The organism is Mycobacterium sp. FW102-FHT13B02, from assembly GCF_058790275.1.
In genome coordinates this window covers 48,553-69,544 of sequence record NZ_JBYTCM010000028.1, presented here as the reverse complement: position 1 = coordinate 69,544, position 20,992 = coordinate 48,553, and the positions used below count along the sequence as shown (strand labels likewise).

General features: G+C 63.0%; 22 protein-coding genes and 1 pseudogene. 10 read left to right on the top strand and 13 right to left on the bottom strand.

The features are described from left to right. The first annotated feature begins 98 nt into the window (after positions 1 to 98). The 6 genes from AC3WTE_RS29610 (at position 99) to AC3WTE_RS29585 (ending at position 3,270) form a co-directional block, all read left to right on the top strand. Positions 99 to 233, top strand: coding sequence for a hypothetical protein (locus tag AC3WTE_RS29610; protein ID WP_492443017.1), 135 nt, complete (start codon positions 99 to 101; stop codon positions 231 to 233). 85 nt (positions 234 to 318) lie between these two features. Beyond that, a complete protein-coding gene (locus AC3WTE_RS29605; protein WP_492443016.1) occupies positions 319 to 1,134 on the top strand; it encodes a hypothetical protein in 816 nt (271 codons plus the stop codon). 163 nt (positions 1,135 to 1,297) lie between these two features. Continuing rightward, on the top strand, positions 1,298 to 1,831 hold the full coding sequence (locus tag AC3WTE_RS29600) for a hypothetical protein (RefSeq protein ID WP_492443015.1): 534 nt from the start codon (positions 1,298 to 1,300) through the stop codon (positions 1,829 to 1,831). A 7-nt stretch (positions 1,832 to 1,838) separates the two neighbouring features. Continuing rightward, the gene (locus AC3WTE_RS29595) at positions 1,839 to 2,159 is read left to right on the top strand and encodes a hypothetical protein (RefSeq protein WP_492443014.1); all 321 of its coding nucleotides are present in this window, start codon (positions 1,839 to 1,841) and stop codon (positions 2,157 to 2,159) included. A gap of 206 nt (positions 2,160 to 2,365) precedes the next feature. After that, the gene (locus AC3WTE_RS29590; protein WP_492443013.1) at positions 2,366 to 3,064 is read left to right on the top strand and encodes an SDR family oxidoreductase; all 699 of its coding nucleotides are present in this window, start codon (positions 2,366 to 2,368) and stop codon (positions 3,062 to 3,064) included. A 14-nt stretch (positions 3,065 to 3,078) separates the two neighbouring features. Next, positions 3,079 to 3,270, top strand: a complete 192-nt coding sequence (locus AC3WTE_RS29585) for an NAD(P)H-binding protein (protein ID WP_492443012.1) — start codon at positions 3,079 to 3,081, stop codon at positions 3,268 to 3,270. 222 nt (positions 3,271 to 3,492) lie between these two features. On the opposite strand, the gene hxsC is transcribed toward AC3WTE_RS29585, so the two are convergent. The 5 genes from hxsC to AC3WTE_RS29560 form a co-directional block, all read right to left on the bottom strand. Beyond that, positions 3,493 to 4,620: a His-Xaa-Ser system radical SAM maturase HxsC gene (hxsC, locus tag AC3WTE_RS29580; RefSeq protein ID WP_492443011.1), complete on the bottom strand. Its 1,128-nt coding sequence runs from the start codon at positions 4,618 to 4,620 to the stop codon at positions 3,493 to 3,495. 29 nt (positions 4,621 to 4,649) lie between these two features. Then, positions 4,650 to 6,104 (bottom strand): His-Xaa-Ser system radical SAM maturase HxsB, encoded by a 1,455-nt coding sequence (gene hxsB / locus AC3WTE_RS29575; RefSeq protein WP_492443010.1) that lies wholly within the window; start codon positions 6,102 to 6,104, stop codon positions 4,650 to 4,652. A gap of 4 nt (positions 6,105 to 6,108) precedes the next feature. Beyond that, entirely contained in the window at positions 6,109 to 6,414 is a 306-nt protein-coding gene (locus AC3WTE_RS29570; RefSeq protein ID WP_492443009.1) for a hypothetical protein, read from the bottom strand. A gap of 82 nt (positions 6,415 to 6,496) precedes the next feature. Continuing rightward, positions 6,497 to 7,072 carry a His-Xaa-Ser repeat protein HxsA2 gene (gene hxsA2 / locus AC3WTE_RS29565; RefSeq protein WP_492443008.1) on the bottom strand — a complete coding sequence of 192 codons (576 nt, stop codon included), beginning with the start codon at positions 7,070 to 7,072 and terminating at the stop codon, positions 6,497 to 6,499. A 648-nt stretch (positions 7,073 to 7,720) separates the two neighbouring features. Beyond that, entirely contained in the window at positions 7,721 to 10,819 is a 3,099-nt protein-coding gene (locus AC3WTE_RS29560; protein ID WP_492443007.1) for a DEAD/DEAH box helicase, read from the bottom strand. 312 nt (positions 10,820 to 11,131) lie between these two features. Here AC3WTE_RS29560 and AC3WTE_RS29555 point away from each other — a divergent pair, with 312 nt between their 5' ends. Then, positions 11,132 to 11,467, top strand: coding sequence for a hypothetical protein (locus AC3WTE_RS29555; protein ID WP_492443006.1), 336 nt, complete (start codon positions 11,132 to 11,134; stop codon positions 11,465 to 11,467). 8 nt (positions 11,468 to 11,475) lie between these two features. Then, positions 11,476 to 12,375, top strand: coding sequence for a hypothetical protein (locus tag AC3WTE_RS29550; RefSeq protein WP_492443005.1), 900 nt, complete (start codon positions 11,476 to 11,478; stop codon positions 12,373 to 12,375). Between the two features lie 16 nt (positions 12,376 to 12,391). On the opposite strand, the pseudogene AC3WTE_RS29545 reads toward AC3WTE_RS29550, so the two are convergent. After that, a pseudogene (locus tag AC3WTE_RS29545) lies at positions 12,392 to 12,790 on the bottom strand (DUF4267 domain-containing protein). A gap of 59 nt (positions 12,791 to 12,849) precedes the next feature. Then, a complete protein-coding gene (locus AC3WTE_RS29540) occupies positions 12,850 to 14,268 on the bottom strand; it encodes an SDR family NAD(P)-dependent oxidoreductase (RefSeq protein ID WP_492443004.1) in 1,419 nt (472 codons plus the stop codon). A 99-nt stretch (positions 14,269 to 14,367) separates the two neighbouring features. Here AC3WTE_RS29540 and AC3WTE_RS29535 point away from each other — a divergent pair, with 99 nt between their 5' ends. Then, the gene (locus AC3WTE_RS29535; RefSeq protein ID WP_492443003.1) at positions 14,368 to 14,958 is read left to right on the top strand and encodes a TIGR03086 family metal-binding protein; all 591 of its coding nucleotides are present in this window, start codon (positions 14,368 to 14,370) and stop codon (positions 14,956 to 14,958) included. A gap of 58 nt (positions 14,959 to 15,016) precedes the next feature. Here AC3WTE_RS29535 and AC3WTE_RS29530 read toward each other — a convergent pair whose 3' ends face one another. From AC3WTE_RS29530 to AC3WTE_RS29515, 4 genes are all read right to left on the bottom strand, one after another. Beyond that, the gene (locus AC3WTE_RS29530) at positions 15,017 to 15,805 is read right to left on the bottom strand and encodes a hypothetical protein (protein WP_492443002.1); all 789 of its coding nucleotides are present in this window, start codon (positions 15,803 to 15,805) and stop codon (positions 15,017 to 15,019) included. Beyond that, on the bottom strand, positions 15,793 to 16,983 hold the full coding sequence (locus AC3WTE_RS29525; protein ID WP_492443001.1) for a hypothetical protein: 1,191 nt from the start codon (positions 16,981 to 16,983) through the stop codon (positions 15,793 to 15,795). Before AC3WTE_RS29525 ends, AC3WTE_RS29530 begins: the two co-directional genes overlap by 13 nt. 163 nt (positions 16,984 to 17,146) lie before the next feature. Beyond that, a complete protein-coding gene (locus AC3WTE_RS29520) occupies positions 17,147 to 17,431 on the bottom strand; it encodes a type VII secretion target (RefSeq protein WP_492443022.1) in 285 nt (94 codons plus the stop codon). 434 nt (positions 17,432 to 17,865) lie between these two features. Continuing rightward, positions 17,866 to 18,063, bottom strand: coding sequence for a hypothetical protein (locus tag AC3WTE_RS29515; RefSeq protein ID WP_492443000.1), 198 nt, complete (start codon positions 18,061 to 18,063; stop codon positions 17,866 to 17,868). Positions 18,064 to 18,263: 200 nt separating this feature from the next. Between AC3WTE_RS29515 and AC3WTE_RS29510 the strand changes: the two genes are divergently transcribed. Continuing rightward, complete coding sequence (locus AC3WTE_RS29510; protein WP_492442999.1) at positions 18,264 to 18,812, top strand: ion transporter; 549 nt, start codon at positions 18,264 to 18,266, stop codon at positions 18,810 to 18,812. A gap of 3 nt (positions 18,813 to 18,815) precedes the next feature. Here AC3WTE_RS29510 and AC3WTE_RS29505 read toward each other — a convergent pair whose 3' ends face one another. Continuing rightward, on the bottom strand, positions 18,816 to 19,409 hold the full coding sequence (locus tag AC3WTE_RS29505; protein WP_492443021.1) for a DsbA family protein: 594 nt from the start codon (positions 19,407 to 19,409) through the stop codon (positions 18,816 to 18,818). A gap of 96 nt (positions 19,410 to 19,505) precedes the next feature. After that, on the bottom strand, positions 19,506 to 20,990 hold the full coding sequence (locus tag AC3WTE_RS29500) for a SulP family inorganic anion transporter (RefSeq protein WP_492442998.1): 1,485 nt from the start codon (positions 20,988 to 20,990) through the stop codon (positions 19,506 to 19,508). Between the last annotated feature and the right edge of the window lie 2 nt (positions 20,991 to 20,992).

Below are 20,992 nucleotides of genomic sequence, written 5' to 3'. Positions count from 1 at the left end.
CGCCTTCAAACGGTGACGAGAGCACCGGAACGGAGGTCGCCTGAAACACCCCGATCCACAGGTATTGACAATTTCTCGCGACCGACCGGACCATCGCGGTGAGCAGTGGAGGTCGTCTCATGGCGCCCGATCGACTCACTCGGTTGTCTGTCTTTCTGCATGCCCCCGTCGATGAGATTGAAGAGTCGTTTCGACGGGAAGACGGTAGGCCACTGCTCAAGATCCGTGACTAGCTGTATAACACCTCCTACACGTCGAATGGCGGCCGACGCATTGAACGACAGACAAGCGGTTCAGACACAAGCACATCGGGGTCTGGTGCTGCAGAAGCTCCTCGCCGCACCTATATCTCACGCCATCGTGGAATCCGGGCTCGACCAGATCGGCGGGTACGTCACGGAGGCGTCGGCCGTAGTCGACCTGAGGACGCCTTCAGATTTGTTGGCGGCGTACGGCGTCGACGCTGCTCCGGAATTCGCTGACGTCGTCCGATTCGAACAGCCGCGACTGGCAACGTTCACCAAGCCAAGTGACTCAGACCGGCCCTGGCTCGACTTCCCCTACGGTTTTCTCTACGGAGACTCATTGGCCCCTGTGTGGCGCATGAGCCGCACCCGGTTCTCCTATGGGGCCGAATACTGGAGAATCCGTTCCGACGGTGAGCAGAAGTGCTTGTCGCGCTACGAGGGGGCCGGCCGCGGCTGGGTGCGCGCCAAGCGCTGGCGGCCGCCGAGCCCGATTGTGGGCACGTTGGCGCGGTGGCAAGGGCAGGAGTTCTTCGCCGACGTCATTGCCGAGACCATGTTGTTGACCGCGATCGCCCAGAATGGCCCAACGGGTTTCGAGCCGGTTCGCCCACATGCATGGTCCAAGACCGTCCCGTTGTCGGAATGCGAAGTGTTCGAACGGGTTTTCACGGCTCAGGTCGACGGTGTCCCCGTGCGCATACTGCGTCGAGCAGGCGAAACCGCCGAGGTGCTGCTGCTCACTGATGACCCAGCTGATGCCGAGCGCGTCGGCGCTGGACGAGTCGAGGCTGGAGTGTTCGAGGCTGTGGTCGCCGCAGATCGCTTGGTCGACGTCCACGGGGTGGAGAACCAGTGGGTTCCAGGCGCGAAAAAGGGGCCAGAGTGAACATGACGGCGGAGCTGGTCACGCAGGACGAGATTGTCGCCGCATTGCGCAAACGCATGCGAGTCGGGCTGGGGTAACCGTGCCGTACGCGCGGAAGTGGTCCCTCGGCGGGTGCGAACCATCGCACTCGCTGTGGACGTTCCCGCACGATGACATCTCGACAATGGCCGCAGGGCTCCTGCAGCTCGACGCCTCGATCACGGCAACCAACGAGGCCGTGTTGGTCGGCGTCGCACACAGTACGGTGTGGGTGGCAGTGAATGGACTTACGCGCGACGCAGAACGCGCTTCCGATTTTCTGATCGGACGACAGGGCGATAGCCGTGCTGTGTACGTCGGTAACGCACCGGAAGTCGCACTCGAGATCATCAGAGGTCTTTCCACGCCACCAGCACCCATCCCCGCCCCGTGCGAAATCCTCCAGGTAGGTTTTCCCGGCATTCCCGCCAGCGACCTGACGTATGTGGGTAGTTGGCAGTGGCACATCCATGGCGAAGCGCGTGACGACGAGTACGTGCGGCGCGCGGCAAACGCCACGCTAAACGCCATCCAGGCGAAGGAGAGCAAAGATACCGGCCGATATCGCCGCAACCCTTGCCAAATTGCCTGCGACGCCGGGCATCACGTATCGAGGCTTGTCGGGTGCGCCTGCGACATCGGCGATCACTTTGACCCAGGTGATGCCAACGTCAGCTGATCCGCGCGTGGCCACCGAGAATTTCACCGCGGAACGAATCGTTGCCATCGTGACCATCACCGGACGATTCATCGGGCCGCTGTCGCGGTATCCCGATCAAATGGAAGTGGCGTTGCTCCCCGCCACACTCCTGGTCCCCGTCGGTTCTGTCGCGGTTCCCGGGATTACCAATGACGTCGTCCTCCTCGCCGAGACGGGAACCGCCCCGGGTCTACCAGCGGACTTACCGGAACTCAAACGAGTCGTGAGCGCGCAGGTGTCCGCCGCGCTCCAGCGGCAGCCAGCGACAATCCACTCGCCCGGCCGATTCTCGACGCCACGCGGTTAGCGGGGAGCCGCGCTTCGGCGCCAGCGATGGGCGACACACTGCCTTACCGTGAGTTGCGCAGCCGCGCTGCCGCGACACTGCACGCCGCGCCGCTATTCCCCAGCGCCAGTGTCACGAACCCCACACACAACTAGCGGTCACATCCGTCAGCAACGATGGTTCTATCTCAGTAACGAGATCGTTAGTCAGAGTGAAAGGGGTTCGACATGACCGATGTAGCAGGCAAGGTGGTTCTAGTAACCGGTGGCCGACGGGGCCTGGGCGCAGCCCTGGTCGACGAGGTGCTGGCCCGCGGAGCACGCAAGGTGTACTCCACTGCACGAACCGCCTTCACCGACGACCGCCCCGAGGTGGTCACGTACGGACTTGAGGTGAGTTCGGCGGATTCGGTTGCCGCACTGGCGGATGTCGCCACAGATGTCGACATTGTGATCAACAATGCGGGTGTCTCCCACCTCGATGACCTGCTGACCGGCAGCTTCGACGACATCACCGACACCTTCGACACCAACGTGTTCGGGCCACTGCGGGTGACGCGCGCCTTTGCGACGATCCTGGCCGCCAATGGCGGTGGCGCGCTGGTCAACGTGCACTCAGTGCTGTCCTGGCTGGGCGGCGCCGGCGCCTATGGCGCCTCGAAGGCGGCGATCTGGTCGATCACCAACTCACTGCGCCAAGAGTTGCAGCCACAGCACACCCAGGTGGTCGGAGTGCACGTCGGGTATATCGACACCGACATGACCGAGGGCATCAACGCACCCAAGCTCGCTCCGTCGGAGGTCGCCCGACGCATCATCGACGGACTCGAAGCTGGCGCTTCCGAGGTGTTGGTCGACGAACTGTCGACTCAGGTCAAGGCAGCCCTGTCCGGCCCCGTCGAGAACCTGGCCTTCACCCGGTCGTAGCGAAAGGCATTGCTATGTCGACGTTTCTCATCACCGGCGCGAATGGAACCACCGGCGTGCCAACCATTCACAATCTGCTCGACGCCGGGCATCGCGTGCGAGCCTTCGTCCACCGCGCCGACAAACGTTCCGACGCCCTTGCCTCGGTCGGAGCCGAGATCGTGGTCGGTGGCCTTGACGGTTTCCAGCACACGCAGCTGCTGTAGCCCGCCGTCGACCAAGTCCCCGACGAACACCTCGTGCCGACTCGAGTGTCGATACGCCGTCGGTGTGGTGATAGCCCACGGCATCGAGCGACGACTCCAGCGGGTCGGCACAACCGTGGACGTCGCGGATGATGTCGTAGCCAACCACATTCTGATCCTCGCACTTCGCGCCCGCAGGGGACCGTCACCGCGGGCGGCGGGGTCGCCCTGCAACCGCCGGAACTAGATCGCTGTGATTCCACGGCTGAACTTCGGGCGCCCCGTCGAGAAAAAGCCGGCGCAGTCACCACGGACTGAGCAACCGTCACACTCCGGCAGGTACGCGTTCTTCCAATCCGAAATCGATTGCACTGCAAAGGGCCGGATGCTCGGCCCTAGGACGCACAGCGGCAGGTTATAGATAGAAACGTTCACCCCAGCTGTTGTGAGAACGTCAACGCCGGCCATGAGCGGTTCTTGATAATCAACAGGGTCGACCCACAACTTGTCATCGTTGGCGATCGCGAAGCCTGTGTTCTCCATACCCATCAGAGCCACATGATCCACGAATGGGAGATTTCGAGCGATCCAGGTGCAGGTCTCTCGCAGGCGCGGCGCGGTGATGGCGTGCAACACAATTCGAATCTCCACTCGCTGCCCACGATCCTTCAGCTGCAGGACGCCAACAACCGTTTGGTCGAACGCCCCCTTCGCCTGGACCACGTAGTCGTGGATGTAATCAACGGCCGCGTAGATCGGGATTCCTGTCGAGAGTTTGGGATGTCCAACCGCTGACCACGCACTTGCAACCTCGGGAGAGGCGAATGCGCGCCCGTTGCTCAATACATGTACCGCGGTGTCCGGTAACAGATCCCGCGTCATCTCAAGTAGGCCGACGAACCGACGCCATTCCGTCAGTGGTTCGCCGCCAGTGAATGTCAGTGCAGGCGTCGCGGGGTCGACGAGCGGAAGAACCTGGGCGATTTCGTCGATGAGCCAACCGTCGTCGACTTTTCTCGGTGGCTGGGAACACATCAAGCAGTAGTTGTTGCAGCGCTCCGTAACCAGGAAGAAGTTGTGTCTCGAGGATCGCCGGTATAGCACCCGGACTCGGCCTGACTGCGGGTAGACGCTGAGAACATCACCGTCATCAAGCTCGGCGAGACCGGCAGGCAATTGGACGTAGCTCAACAGAGTTCCATCTGGACGCGCGCTACGGCCTACGGCGACCCGGTAGCCATGCTTGTCCGCCAGCGGCCAATCGTCGTTACGGGCGATCAACGCGGCATCCTGATCGCCTGTCGGAGGAACACCCGGGGTCCGCAGCCGCACAACTTGCGGCTCGGCGTCTAGGCCAACAAAGCTGGCCACGGGTGTACGCCCTTGAAGCACAAGCGGTTTCACGATGCCCATCTCCGGAGGACGGCCGCGTCCTCGGGCGAGTGCTCCAACAGTTCGAAAAGGTGCGTGATCACGCCTTTTTGTCGCGCGCAGAACTCAGAGAACGGCTTGATTCCCAACTCGTCATGTTGTGTCGCATAGTGATAGACGGGATCAGCACCACAGTTCGGTTCGAAGACGCAGCTTGAGCACTGCGGTGCAGTTTGGGTCAGTGAGTCCGCAACAGCTGCAACCAGAGTGTCGGACAAGACCAAATCTCGGTAGGTGTGCTCGCTCACATTGCCGAGTTCGAAGCGACGGTCGCCCATCTCCGCGAGCATTCGGGCCTCGTCGGAGGCGAACACCGTGCCGTCGTAGTTGTAGACGAGTGCTCCGAGACCAATCCCAGCCGGGCTTCGCAGATCGACGTAACCGATGGGTTCGTCGGTAAGCATTCGGCGGAGCATCAATGCTGAATAGAACTCAGGAAAGTGATGTCCGGACTTGTTGATCTCAAGGATGTAGCGGAGGCCGCGCTTCCAGAATCGAAGCCATTCCTGCGCATCATATTTATGGAATTGCCTTGTCTTGATGGCGAAGCCGTAGGGGGATAGTGGCCGCAGGAAGATGCCGTCAAGCCCCTGCTTGACGTATTCGTCGACGATCTCCTCGACGCGGTCCAGACTCGCTTCTGTCGTGGTCATCAGGGCCCCGACTCGATCCGAGCCAAGACGCTCTTTGATTCGTGCAATGCCGGCTGTCGCGAGCTCATAGCTGTTTTGTCCACGGCGCGGCCGATTCTTGTTGTGGAGGTCGCGCGGCCCGTCCAACGACGTGCTTAGAAGAACGTCATGCTCAGCGCAGAAGTCAAGCACCTCGTCATCAAGTAGAGCCAGGTTTGTTGCGATCACGAACTGCAGCCGCTTGCCCAGCGGAACCGCACGCTCCTTGGCCGTAACCACAATCCACTGGATGAGCTCAAAATTGAGAAGCGGCTCGCCGCCTTGAAATTCAATCTTGATCAGCGGAGCCGGTGCAGACAGAGCAATGTCGAGCGCCCGAGACGCGGTGGCCTGATCCATGTCGTAGCGCGCGCGATCCTTGCTCTGGCGCGACACTTGGCAATACGGGCACGAGTGCTCGCACCGCAACGTGACAACAAACAGGTGCAGCGGAGTAGCGGCCCGCAGAAAACTGAGACGGCTGCGCAAACGAAGTGCCAACAGTTGCTGCTGTGACAACTGGTCGACCGAACCGATAAATAGCTTTTCAAACGCGCGCTCATAAAGGCCATCACCGGGCATTAGGTCGAGCGCGCACAGACGATCGAGCTCCATGGCAGTCATCTCTGCCAAGTCACCAACGATGTTGCCGACGAGGTAACGATCAGCGCCTAGTCGCTCGAAGCGGACAGGTAGGAGCTGAAGCGCCGACGCTTCGGGATAGAAGACACCTGGTGATGCGAAGCCCGCCACAGTATCAGCTTTCCTCGGCAAGAGACCCAAATGCCAACGCGACGATGACGTCCCGCAAACCGCGAGTCTCGTCGTTGACTTTCTCGCGGAGGTTCTCGTCGGTAACCAGATTCAGGAAGTGGGAACGCAACCCGTCACCTAGCAGTTGCGACTGTGATGGCGAAAGGCGGCAAATGTATCGCCCGTTCGACTCGTCGATGTGGCAAGCGGCTTGCCCAATTACGCGGTAGGCAGCCTCCTTCAACGCATCGAGCGACTGGACCGTGGCGCTGAAATCGACAATGACGTCAGGGGTGGAGACGCTGGTCATCGACGCCCCCGGGTGCCAATCCGTAGCACAGCATCGATCATCTCCGCGAGCTCCCTCTGCATAGTCAACGACTTCGGCCCGGTCACCGTTTGTATGCGTCACAGAAATGGCCGCTGCCAAGCACGGAAGCCAAGGCCTGCTTTGCAATGCTCACTGCGTCGTCGCCGGCCACGCCATAGACGCTCACTAGCTCGCTTGAGATGTCAGTGACACCGAAACCCGCACTTGCCCGGGTACAGGCTATGTAAGCAATATCAACGGCGGACGCAGCAGGCCCTGGCGCAGTTGTTGCTGCAGGTGGCACAACCACGGGCGGCGGATACACGGGCGCGGGGTATATCGGATCCGGCAGACTGGGCACGCCGAACCCAGGACTCGACGACGCGTGAGAGGCGTGCGAGGCGTGCGAAGAGTGGGACGAGTGAGAACTGTGCTGTGGGAACAACTTTCCATCGGCAGCCCGGTGGACAGTGAAGCTCATGAGCTCCAAATTTCTTTCGACGCGAGCTCGCGCATCCGCGCGGAGCGCTTCCTGCGGCTCCGCAGCAACCAGGTCGTCATCCGCATCCGCCGCATCAATAAATGGCGGTGCTGCCGCTGGAGTGGCCAGAGCAGCAAGCGCGGTAGCCAGGCTCACAATCTTCGGTGTCTCACGCATTTCCGCCCCTGGTAGCTGCACCCGCTGCTGGCACGATCAACAACCTTGCTCTGAAGCTCAGCGACATTCGTGATCGAGCGCAAGTCAGGTGGCATGACTTCCGCAATCCGTGCGGGTTAACGACGCGACCCATGTAGCCCTCCCCCGGCATTCCCCCGTGACCAAGTGGCATCTTAGGCGCTTCTCCGCTTTCCTGTGAGTCGATTGTGCGTTTGCTATCCGACCGTCTTCACCGCGATTCGGATCGCGACCCAGCATCGCGACCATTGGGGCCAAGGCGGAGGAGTGGGTGGTATGCGGCCGTGCAGGAATTCCCCCCCCCCCCCCTGTCGACCAGCCTCGAAACAGACGTGCTGCGGTTGCGGTACGTCTATGCGCCTATGTCCAGCGATGCCGGCGCGAAGTCCGAACGCGGGCGCCGGGACTGTGAGTGCCGGGATTACACCGCCGCACTGCGTGCTTGCACCTGGTCACAATGACCATGCGCGGTCTGTCTGACGACTACTCCGACGGCGCCCTGGGCGCCCAGGCAGCGGATTGCTGGACGGACCTTCTATAACACCCTGTCCATTCGGCAGAGGTCGTGGATACAAAGTGCCCACAACTGCGACGCTGACTTCGCGGTCAACACATGAACGCACCCGTCTATCACGCCACGGCGGCCCGGGCGGCTAGGTACACCTCAGCCGGCATCGACCGACGCAGCCGCCAGGTAATCGCCATCGGTCGGTCGCCCTCATGCGAGACGTAGTCTGCCGGACCTAGGAATATGTACGGCGAGGCGCCCAAAGCACTGTTCTTCACCGCCCGCACAAAGAGCAGGACGTGGGACCCACGTTCCCGATGAGTGATGTATCGCTGACCTGTGGGCGACCTGGAAGCAATTGTCGATTGAGACTCCCAGTGGAATAGTTCCGGACTCAGCGCGTAGTCGCGGTACATCGTCGACGGCGAGTAATCGTTGTCAGACTTCTTGAGCGTGATCAGAAACGCATCGGCGTTGGCGTCCTCGCACCAGGCCACGCCCTCGCGCATAGTCGCTGGTGTTCGCTTTTCAGAGACCCAATTCAGCGCAGCGAGAATCTCCTCGCGCGAATAGCTGGCATGAAGAGCCAACGGAACCGCAGCCAATTCAGCGATCACGTCACCAAGAGCCGTCGTTGTGCGATGTGCGGCGTCGAACGCGATAGCGATCACCTGGCGCATCTCCTCAGCCACCGCCTCACTTCGCAATACAGTGAGCCCACTAGTGACGTTGTCGAATCCACCACCGCTCGGGAATAGCGAGTAGAACAACATCTTGGCCAACCTTTGCTCAACATCAGGACTACCGACATTTCCGCCGCCAAGGAGGCGGCTGTAAGACTCCCATCTCAGGTGATCGTCGACATGAGTCAGGGCCTTGATTCGCTTGACCAGCTCCAGCTCCCGAGGACCTGGCTCACCCGCAAGCTTGCCAGCATCACGACACAACGTCGTCCACGACCGGTCCGGACGCAAGATATCTTCAATACCTCGCCCCGACTCGTCTAAGTACGAAGCCAGCTGATCGTTCGGATGGTCCCGAATCTCGGATATCAACACGGCCTTCTTCGGCGCAACCTGCTGCCGTACGTTGTCCAACACTAATTCTCGCGCAACCTCGTCTAGCACAATCTGACTACCAGATGGCAGGAAGGGAAATCCTTCTTTCACTTGCTTTTCGAGTTGCTTTCGGCCGAGGCCAGTTAGTGCGCGAAATCGGCGATCGAACCGAAACTCCTTGCGCTGGTGTCCAACAAAGTCCAATGCTGTCAACACCGTCTTACCTGGAGTCAATCTCAGTCCGCGGCCCAACTGCTGCAAGAACACTGTCGCGCTCTCAGTCGGGCGTAGAAACAGCACAGTGTCGACCTCAGGGATATCTAAACCCTCGTTGAATAGATCCACTGCGAACAGCATGTTGAGTTCCCTATTGCGCAAAGCAGCCAGTGCCGCACGGCGCTCATTTGATGGCGTGTCGCCAGACACCGCTCGCGCTGGAATGCCGGCCGCTACGAACTGCTCAGCCATGTATTGGGCATGTTCAATACCAACGCAGAATCCCAGGCCACGCATCGAACTGATGTCGCCGACCTTGTCGCGCAATTGATTCAGCACAACGCTGGTCCGCGCCGTATTGCCGGTATACAAGTTGCTCAGTTCTGCAGCGTCGTACGCGCCGCGTTTCCAATGCAGCGTCTCTAGATCGGTGCCGTCGTGGACGCCGAAGTAGTGAAACGGACACAGCAAGTTCTGTTCGAGCGCATCCCATAGCCGAAGCTCGGCCGCTACTCGGCCGCCGAAGAATCCGCAGACATCGAGCCCATCGCCGCGCTCGGGTGTTGCGGTGAGCCCGAGCAATTCCATTGGTGTGATGCGGTCCAACAGGCGCCGGTACGACACTGCCTGAGCATGATGGAATTCATCTATTACGACGATGTCGAAGTGACCAGGCAATATGGCGGAAAGCCTCTCAGCCGTAAGCGACTGAACGCTTGCGAAGACGTGCCGCCACCGCGACGGCTGATCGCCATCGACGAGGAGCTCTCCAAAGGTCGGATCTGTAAGCACTTCCTGATACATACGGCGAGACTGCTGAAGAATCTCCTTGCGATGCGCGACGAACAATAGTGACAAGTCACGACCGTGCACGTCGCGCACCAAGCGGCGATAGTCCAGTGCGGCGATTACTGTCTTTCCCGTTCCAGTGGCAGCGACGATCAAATTACGATGCCGGTCATGCAATACTCGCTCGGCATCAAGTTGTTCGAGCAGCTCAGCTTGATACGGCTTCGCGGTCACGTCGAGGCCAGCTAGCGTGACCGCCAAAGGATCGCGCTGCTTCTTGCCAGACGCCACCTCCAACGCCGCCCTAAGCCTGTCGCCATGCTCGCTTGGTCGGTATTGCTCGAATTCCCTGTTTTCCCAATAGGAATCGAACGTGGCACGGAACTTCTCCAGCAGATGCGGTGTGGAGATGGCCGACAGCCGCACATTCCACTCCAGCCCGTCGACCAGCGCCGAGTGCGACAGATTGCTCGATCCGACGTAGGCCGTGTGGAATCCAGAGTTGCGTCGGAACAGCCATGCCTTGGCATGCAGACGAGTGCGGTCGGTCTCGTAGTTGATTCGGACGTCAGCATCAAAATCATTGACTAGCGCGTCTAGAGCCCGCGCATCCGTTGCGCCGAGGTAGGTGGTCGTGATGACCCGAAGCTGCACTCCTCGATTCTTGAGTTCCCCCAGCTCGCGCTCCAAAAGTCGCAATCCCTGCCATTTGACAAACGCGCACAACAGATCAACTTGATCGACGCTGGCCAATTCAGCGCGTAACTCGGAGGCCAACGTTGGTTCGTTGCGAGCATTGGTCATCAACGCGGCATCAGACAGTGGTGTGGCTGGGCGCGGAAGTTGTGGGGCGCCAAGCACCTTCGGCGTCACCGCGTCGAGACGGAGAATCTTAGCTGGATCGTCCTGGTATAACGCTTCTGCGAGGGCATCGTCGTCGCCAAGCACTCTGAGGATGTTGCGCAATAGCCGCGCCCGAGCCTCGGCATTACCTACCGCACGCAGTTGGCGCTCAATCAATGGAGTGAGATGCCGGGCAATGGTCAACGCCTGTTCGGCGTCATCAACCACGCTGAGGTCTGCTTGCAAATCGGTGCGTTGCACCAGTGCGGCACTGAGCCGCTCCGTCAGAAGGGATTCATAGAGTCCAGCGTCCACGCGGGGAGGTTAACGCGAACGAGTGACATGACGGGCGCCGACCGACCGTACCGACGCCCGACTGCAGTCGACCACCCACCCAACCCGGCCTATTGTGGAAATTGGACGTTCCCGTAAACGAACGGACGACAACGATGGCAGCCGGTAGCGCGACGCTCAGCACGATCCCGGGATGCAGAGCCGGCGATCGTGAGTCGTTCGCATCGCAATTCCTGTTCCCCACCAGGGCATTCCGGCCGATCACCACCGACTTCCATCGGTCGCCCGAGCAGCGCCAAGCCACGTCCACCCCACCAACCAGGAGGTTCCACCATGGCTGATGCAGCATCGCTCCAGACCGACATCTCCGGCGTCACCGCCAACGGCATGCCCGAACCCTGGCGTGCGGTCCTGGCCCGCCACCCCCGCAACATCGGCGACATCGTCGATGACCCCAACCGCGGGCCGTGGAACTCCGTCCACAACGGCCAGACCTACCAGGGCACCTTCGACGCCTTCGAACAGCAGGTGACCACCGCCGAGCAGATCGCCTGGGTACACACCTTCAGCGACGGCATCACCCGCGACAGCGGTGACGTGCTCATCGAACTCATGGAGTTCGCCATCCAGTGGCGCAAAGCAAACGGACTCCCCACCACCGCGAAATGAGCTGAGCGATGACCACTTTCAGTGATATCGCCGCCAACATCGCCGGGGTTTACCACGTCCGCCACGCCGTCCTGACCTTTGCCGGCACGTGGGCCGCCCCTGGTACCGGCTACCCCTCCGACGTCGTCAACGCCGCGGATCCCGACCTCGTCTTCGAAGTCCCGATTCAAGCCCCCTGGACCTTCGGACCCATCCCACCGGGCGCGCCGCTCTCGCCGAGCTACGCCGAGTCGGTGGGGATCGCGGTCACCAACGCGATCGGCTGGATCAACAACTACCCGAAGCAGACCTTCGCCCTCGGCGGCTACAGCCAGGGTGCCGAAGCCGCTTCCCGGGTGCTGGCCGAGGTCATGACCGGCAGCCTGCAGTGGGCCAAGCCCAACCTGATCGGCGGCTACACCTTCGGCAACCCCTGGCGCCTGACCGGCCACACCTTCCCCGGCGGCACCGACCCGGGCGGGCGCGGCATCGCCGCCACCAACCTGACCGCCGCGCAAATCCCGAAAGACGCCAACGGGGTTGACACCTGGTGGGACTTCGCCAACCCCGGCGACCTCTACACCACGACGCCCAACGACCAGGCGGGCGCCGACATCACGGCCGTCTACAAAGCCGCGGTCCAACTCGGCATCAGCATCAACGCGGCCCTCGCGCTGATCGCCGGCCTCACCGGCCAGGGCAGCCTCGCCCAGCAGGTGCTGGAGCTGGTCACCGACCCAATCGTGGGCGGCCCCGCCCTCGTCGAAGCCATCGACCTGGCCGTTGCGTTCTACTCGACCAACCCGCCGACCCTGCCGCACATCACCTACGAGTACGTCGACGCACTCCCCAACCAGAGTTCGGTGCAGGTGGCCACCAACCACCTCAACCAGATTGCCGCGGCGACCGCGGCGCGTATGGCGGCATAGCGCGGACCCAACGCAGTCAGGGCGTACCGGCAGCTCCCACACCGAGAGTCCGACGCCGCGTCGCACCCCATAGCCCGACACCGATCCCGACGACGGCGCCGCCGAGACCGATGTACTTCTGCGATGGCCTCATTTCATGATGAACACCCATGCCGCCCAACAGATCTGCCGCGTCGGCACCACCCGAGGCCAGGAACCAGCCGCGGGTGTCCCGGCCCCGCAGCGCCGCCGCGGCGAGCAGCCCGCCGATCAACGCGTCGCGGTAACCCATCGAGTGCAGCAGCAACCACGTTGATCCCGTCGGCTTCTCGGGGTCACCCCACAGCCGATTCGCCCGGGCCGGGTCCACCAGAAACGAGACCCCCACGCAAGGCGGATACCACCGACGACGAGCCCAAACACGGTCGATCGACATGATTCGCAGCGTAGGGCCTCACCTCGCCGCTGCGGGGCAAGTTGCGCGAAAGTCCTGCCCTACCAAGGACTCTTCGAGTAATCCTTCAAGAAACACCCGTGCAGGTCTTCGCCCAATTCGCCTCGCACAATCGGGTCATACACGCGCGCAGCACCATCCACCAGATCCAGCGGTGCGTGGAAGCCTTCCTCGGCCAGCCGCAGCTTGGTGGGATGCGGGCGTTCGTCCGTGATCCAGCCGGTGTCCACGGCAGTCATGAGAATGCCGTCCTGCTCCAGCATCTCCCCCGCGCTCGTGCGGGTCAGCATGTTCAGCGCGGCCTTGGCCATATTCGTGTGCGGATGCCCGGGCCCCTTGTAGGCGCGGCCGAACTGGCCTTCCATCGCTGACACATTCACCACGTACTTGCGCCGTGCGGGCGCGGCGGCCAGAGCCGGACGCAGCCGGCTCACCAGAATGAACGGCGCCGTCTGGTTACACAGCTGCACCTCGAGCAGCTCCATCGCGTCCACCTCGTGCACCCGTTGGGTCCAACTGTTGACCGACGCGGTATCCGGCAGCAACCCGCCCGCGTCGATCGCGAGGCCGGCGGCAATCCGCTCCGGCGACGCGCTGCGGGCCTGCAGCGCCAGCGACGTCAGGGCGTGCGCCGTCGGGTGCTCACCGAGACTGCCGGCCAGGGCATGCGGATGGGCGTCACTGACATGGTCGAAGGTGATCACTTCCACCAGCTCCGGCGGCGGGGTGCGCTCGGCCTCCACCAGCGCGGCGTACGAGCCAGGCGGGCGGCGCACCGTCTGGGCAGCATTGTTGATCAGAATGTCCAGCGGTCCTTGCGCGGCCACCTCGTCGGCCAACGCAACCACCTGTGCCGGGTCACGCAGGTCGATCCCCACCACCCGCAGCCGGTGCAACCACTCTGCGCTGTCCTCCATCGCGGCGAAGCGCCTCACCGCGTCATTGGGAAACCGGGTGGTGATCGTGGTGTGCGCGCCGTCGCGCAACAACCGAAGGGCGATGTACATGCCGATCTTCGCGCGCCCACCCGTGAGCAGCGCGGTACGCCCGGTCAGGTCGGTGCGAGCGTCCCGCTTGGCCCGGTTGAAGGCGGCGCAGTCCGGACAAAGCTGGTGGTAGAAAGCATCGACCACGGTGTGGTGGCTCTTGCAGATGTAGCAGGCCCGCGAGCGCAGCAGCGTGCCCGCAGTCGCCCCGACCGCGGTGGACACCAGCGGCAGACCCTGCGTCTCATCGTCGATCCGTCCCGGGGCGCCCGTCGCGGTCGCGGCGATGACTGCGCGGTCAGCGGCCGCAACCGCGTCGCGTTTGGCGGTTCGGCGCTCCTTCTTCAACGCCTTGAACATCTTCGCGGTGGCCTGGCGCACAGCAATGGCGTCGGGATGCTCAGGCGGCAGCGCGCTCACCTCGGCCAGCACCTTCAGGCAGGTGCTGAGCTGGTCGGGATCGATCGCGGTCACCGTGGAAGGGTACGGGGACTGGGCCTCAGCAGGCCAATTAGCGAACCCGCGCCCCCGATCCTTCGGCCGATGTCGGTGCCCGCTCGTACCGTGTCCCTCATGAGCGAAGACACGACTCCCGAGCTTGGCGGGTTGGCCACCGAGGCCCTCGACCTGTTCACCGCTTCAGTGCGTCAAATTCCCTCGGAGCGCTGGGACGATCCGTCGATCCTGCAGGACTGGACTGTGCGCGAATTGGTGGCACACGCCACCGGCAGCGCCACCAGAATCGTCGTGCTGGCCGAGGATGGCGAACTCTGGGACGGACCGTCCCAACCGTCGGACTGGACCTATGACAGCCCTGCCGACCAGCTGAGCGCGTTGGGGATTCGACTTCGGGACGCCCTCCCCACGGCGGACCTCGATGCCCCACGTAAGTCCCCGCAAGGCGAAGTCCCACTGCGCCGAGCCTTGATGTTCCCGGTGGCGGATTTGGCCCTGCACAGCTGGGATCTGCACCAGTCTCTGGGCGAGTCGATCGAGTTGCCCGACGACCTGCTCACCCTGAGCGAGGGGCTGGTCACGTCGGTGCCGGAACAGATGCTGCGGCGCCCAGGCGCCTTCGGGCCGGAGCAACCCGCCCCGGCGGGTTGCTCGCGCACCACCAAGCTGATGGCGTTCCTCGGTAGAGCTGTCAGCCCGAGTGCGTAAGGCCGCCCCGTCGACGACAGGGGCGTTCGATTTCGGGCGAACTAGTTGCAGACGATCTCTACCCGAGATCGAATCGTCCGGCGCGTAACCGGTCGAGAGCGCGCCGCGAGTCCAGCAATTCCGCCCGATCCTCTGGATGTCGCCAATAGTGCCGCACCATCCAATAGAGCGGCACGCCGGTCGGTACGTACATATTCAGCGCTCCGATGACCGATTCCCCGCCATCCCGGAGGCACAGCACCACTGATCGACCGGTCTTGTTGCCGTCCTTCATGTCCGAATGGTCCCTGACATCGACGATGTCATCCCATTCCACTTCACGAGTTTTGAGTACATCGGCGATCTCGATCGCCGATGGCGTGAATTTCAAATAACCGACTCCCTCGCGCCGTACCCCGAGGATCAGCGCACCGATCGCGACCACGGCAGCTGTTGCGAACAGCACGGGTGAGAAGACCTGCATCCCTCGCGACATGGGAATGTCGATCGCGCCTCGTGGGACGAATATCGCGAAGAGGATGGCCGCTGGGGCCAATACCGCCATTCCAGTGAAGTAAAGCGCACTGAATCGCTTGTCGGGCAGCACCGTAAAGCCTGTCGCGTCGCTGGAGGTTCGCAGCTCTGTCTTTCCGGTCGCGGCCAACATCAGCGCCAACATCATCAACGCTGGAAACGTGACGATTCCGAGCACCAGCACCGTCGTCAGCAGATTGCCGCGCAGCCCGGCCAGGATTCCCCGAACAACGAAATAGAGCAACCCCGCAAGTACAGCGACGCTTGCATAGACCAACCGACGCCCGCCGGACTTGGACCAGTTCGCAGGCTCGGGCAGGTTCAGTACGGACACACAACCTCCCCGACAAATTTGCCCAATTCGGCGCCACCGAAGGCTCCGATACCGCCGCCGATGAGGGCAAAGAGGGGTACGCCTACCGGTGCGAAAGGACCCGTTGCGAGGCCCAGCGCCGCGCCGCCTTCCGCCATCCCCCAGCCGCCACCGCCACCGGCGACACCCGCGACGAGCGCAACACATCGTTCTTTCGGCGTATCCGCCATCATCATGTCGAATACCGTTGTCGCGGCCGCCAGCGCCGGACCACCGTATTTCATTGTCTTACCGACATTTTCAAGCGATTCCGCTGTCACCATCGGCAATGAGCCACCCCGCGCGATGTGCTTCTCCAAGCCTGACATTCCCGCGCCAGTCGTCATCGACATCCTGTCGATCAAATCGACAGGCACCTGGCTATGTCGTCCGTCCGCCGTGGTGAATCCGGCATTCCTACACCCCGTGGAGTCCATGGACATCAGCAGGTTCGAATTGTCTGCGTAGGTAATCGACGTGTAATCGACATCGTTGGTCAGATCGTGCCAGGAGCTTGTCCTTGCCACGAACTTGCCGGTCTTGTCGAATTCCTCTATCTGGTAAAAGTTCTGTTTGCTCGGCCACTCGAACGGGTCCATACGAGTCTTGACCGACTTGCTGCCGTCTTGTTTGATCACCGTCGTCACTTCCTCGCCGTGCTCATTGGTCGACTCGATGACTTCACGAACATTCTGCTGTTCGTCGGCAGCCTTGATTGCCTCCTGGCTCACCATGCCCATAGGTGTCGTCGGATCTGGGACCTGATCGGGAGGCCGTTGCGCGGTCGGCAGCATCAATCCGCCCAGATCTGTCGGCGGGCCCGCTTCCACGAATCCGAAGTTGTTACCAGCCGCCACCACGGCGTTTGCCGTCGCATCATCGGCGTCGCCGACGGCGACCAGCATGCGGTTGACGGTCTCCTGCTCCTCTCGTGCCAGCTTCTGCAGCTTGGCCAAATCATCCTCGGACATCATCGCGGGATCGATCAACACCACCCACTGATCACTCACATTCAGCGGCCCGGCGTCGAGTTCGTCGGCCTTCGCGAGCAAGGTCCTGCGTGCACCACCGATCGACGCCGCGCCACCACTCAACGCGGACGCTACAGCTGACGCGTAATCAGAGAACTTTGATGCATCGCGATCCGCACGCGTGAACATCGCAGCGGCCGCATCATGCGACCGACCGGACCATGACGCAGGCCTGATTGATTCCCTTCACGGCGCCCGAGACGGTTCCCGCGGCCGAGTTGATCGCGCCAGCCGACGTGGTCAAAGAGTCTGGATTCCAACCGGTCAAGGTGGTGCGAGACGGCAGCATCCGCTAGAACAATCCGTCGAAGTTCCCGGCGAGCACGTCGTCTGCCACCTCGAAAGCATCGCCCGCACCACGAACCGACCGTCCCATTTTGGTCACATTGTCGGCGAGCTTCGTGGCCACCTGCGACAAGTGTTCACCAACGGCTCGCGCCGCCCACTGGGTGGTTGAACCTGGAAGCCCATCGGCCGCAGACGTTGTCTTGTTGCCGACGTCTGCAGAAGTAATGGTCGAACTTGCAGCATCTGTCTGCGCAGCCAAGGCTCGCAGAACCTCCGGATCGACCAGCAACATCATCTACCTCCCCCGTACATGCGTCGAAGTCCATTATCGCGTGTCGCAATCCCGGCAGTCCGCACCAATATTCATCCAGATCGCGACGCGCCGACTTTGCATCGCCCAAGTTGCAGCGATACGCAGTCGGTCTTGAGATGGATGAGCCAGTAGCTCATGTCTCCGCAGTGGCTCACCAGCACTGCACACCTGCCTGCCATGCGCTACCGCCTCGGAGTGTCGTCTCCTGAGTCGACACTCCGAGGCGCCACGCCAACCGTCACGCTCGACTTAGGAAGCCCCGACAACCGCCCGCCAAGCAGTCCGAACTTGCCTGCGCGGTCCACTACGATCGCTGTTCGCCCGGCCCCAGCGCGCCATAGCCTCCCTCGTGTTAACTGCGTAAGGCCGCCCCGTCGATGACAGGGGCGGCCTCAGCGGTGACAGAAGTCTCAGCGGTTGCGCTGGTGGTGGTGATGGATCGGGGTCCCCGGCTGCGGGTTGTTGTGCTGGTGCGGGAACGCCTGGTGCGTACCAACCGGGCTGCTGGCGGTCGTGACGTCCGCGTGCGCGGTAGCGGCGCCGAGGAAGATGACGGCGGGCGCGGCGGCGAGGGCGAAACCGGCGGCGAGGCGGTGGGTGAGGTTCATGTCGACTCCTTTGTCCGAGAAGGCTTTTCAAGTTCTGGTCCGGTGTGTTCCGGTGTTGAACTAAGAATGCCGCCGGCAGCCGTCGACCTGTATCCGCCAACCAGCCCATCCACCGGCTGAAACCCGTGTCCCCCAATCGGGGGAACCAGCGCACCCGGACTTCCCTCGAAACCCGCCGCCCGTGCCGCACACTCGGAGGCGTGACAACCCAAGACAGCCTCGACAAGTGGGACCACCGCGCCGAATGGGCGCTGGCCGCCGTGGCACTCGTTTTCCTCGGCGCCTACAGCGTCGAGGTACTCGTCCAACCGCGCGGCCTCGCCCAGCACGCAGTCAACCTGGTGACCTTCGTGACCTGGGCCGTCTTCGCCGTCGACTACGTCGCCCGGCTGTACCTGGCCCCGGACCGGCGAACGTGGTTCTTCCGGCATCTGGTCGACCTCGCCGTCGTCCTGCTGCCGCTGCTGCGTCCGTTGCGGTTGCTGCGGTTGGTGGTACTCGTGACGGCGTTGCAGAAGGCGGTCGGCGCCGCGATTCGCGGCAGGGTGGTGCTCTACACGGTCGCCGCCATGCTGATGATCGGCGGCATCAGCCTGGTCGGGTCCATCACGGCGACCATCGCGTCGTGGGTCATCCAGAGCGTGTCGACCGAGGAGAAAGCACACGCCGCCGTCACCGCGACGCAGATCGAGGATCTACGTGGCGAGATCACCCGCCTGCACGAGTTGTTGAAGCAGAAGAGCGAATGACGCTCAGGACGGCAGCCGGCTCAGCCAGTCGTCGTCGTTGACGATCTGTCCACCGATGACCACCAGCGGCACCCCCGGCTCCGGAAACTCGTGCAGCAGCGTGAGGTTGTTGGTGGCGATGGCCCGGGAGTCGTAGCCGACGGGCAAGCCGACCCGGATCAGGTCCTGCGCCGACAGCGGTGCACCTGCCCGACCGGCGAGCTCCGCCAACTGGTCGTTGCTCAGGTCCGTGTCGCCGCCTTCGCGCGGCTGCTGCTCTTTGGAGAAGATCTGCTGGATGAAGCGCCAGGCGACGTCACTCGACTTCGACTCACCGGCGACAACGAACGCCGCGTAGATCGCCCGGCGGTCGTATGTGCCACTGGCCGAATACTTTTCGAGAAAGTTCACGAATCGCACGTTCACCCGCAGCGCGCCGTTGTCGATGCGGCGCCCCAGTTCGTCGCCGTCTTTGCGAATCAGTTTGCCGCTGTACGGGCACAGCGGGTCGACGTAGAGGTCGATCTGCCCGAGCGCGTTGGGGTCACCGATGGAGATGACATCCCCGGCCGGCGCGGCCGCCGCGGCGTGCGCCTGACCGGCGATCGGCCCGCCCATGAGCAGCCCGATGAGCAGCCCGACGACGACCCCGAGGACACCCCGCCAGTTCACGTTCACGCCTCCATCATGGCGCACCACCGCAAACCCAGACCACTAAACCCCGAGACGTCCCGACAACCGGGTCAGCCGGTCCGCGCTCGCGTCATCCAGACCAATGAACCGCACCGTCTTCCCTCGCGACGCGTACTTCATCCGGATCGCGTCCAGCGTCGCGACGGACGAGGCATCCCATACCGCGGTGCCCGACAAGTCGACGACGACTTCGGCGGGGTCACCCGCGTAGTCGAACTGGTGCACCAGGTCATTGCTGGACACGAAGAACAGGTCACCACACACTCGGTAGTTCCCCGGTTCCAGCACCGACACCGACGTGAAATGCGCGACGCGGCGCGCGAACGCCACCATCGCGGCCAGCACGCCGAGGGCGACGCCGATGGCCAGATTCCCGGTGGCGACCGTCGCGCAGACGGTGATGACCATGACCAGAGTTTCGCTGCGCGGCAACACTTTCAGCGTGCGCGGCGCGACACTGTGCCAGTCGAAGGTGGCCGCCGAGACCACGACCATCACCGCGACCAGCGCCGCCATCGGAATCCGGCCGACCAGGTCGCCGAGGGCCAGCACCAGGATCAGCACGAAGACCCCGGTGAGCAAGGTCGAGAGCCGGGTCCGGGCACCGGCTATCTTGACGTTCATCATCGTCTGCCCCACCACCGCGCACCCGCCCATGCCGCCGAACAGCGCGGTCACCACGTTGGCGATGCCCTGCCCGCAGGCCTCCCGGGTCTTGTTCGATGGGGTGTCGGTGATGTCGTCGACCAGCTTGGCCGTCATCAACGATTCCAGCAGCCCGACCAGCGCCGCCCCCAACGCGTACGGTGCGATGACCTGCAGCATGTGCAGGTTGAACGGCACATGCGGGATGCCGGGTAGCGGCAGCGAATCCGGCAGGGCCCCTTGGTCTCCCACGTTGGGCACGTGCCAGCCAAAGGCCACGACGGCCACCGTCAGCACCAGCACCACGACCAGTGGCGGCGGCACCGCGGTGGTCAGTTTGGGCAGCAGCACCATCAACGCGATGCCGGCCGCGGTGAGCGGATACACCAGCCAGGGCACGTCGATCAGGTGCCGCAGCTGGGCGACGAACACCAGGATCGCGAGCGCGTTGACGAAGCCGACCATCACGCTGCGCGGAATGAAGCGCATCAGCTTGGCCACCCCGAGGAACGCCAGCAGCATCTGGATCACCCCAGCCAGCGCGATGGTGGCGACGAGATACCCGACGCCGTGCTCGTGGGCCACCGGCGCCACGACCAGGGCCACCGCCGCCGTCGCCGCCGACACCATGGCCGGGCGTCCCCCGGCGAACGCGATGGTGATGGCCATGGTCACCGACGAGAACAGCCCGACGCGAGGATCGACACCCGCGATGACGGAGAAGGCGATGGCCTCCGGGATCAGCGCCAGCCCGACCACCAGGCCCGCCAGCACCTCGGTGCGCAGCACGGCGGGTGAGCGCAGGGACGGCCGATCGGGACGGGATGCGGGCGCGCGGAACCCAGGCAGGGTGATGCTCATCA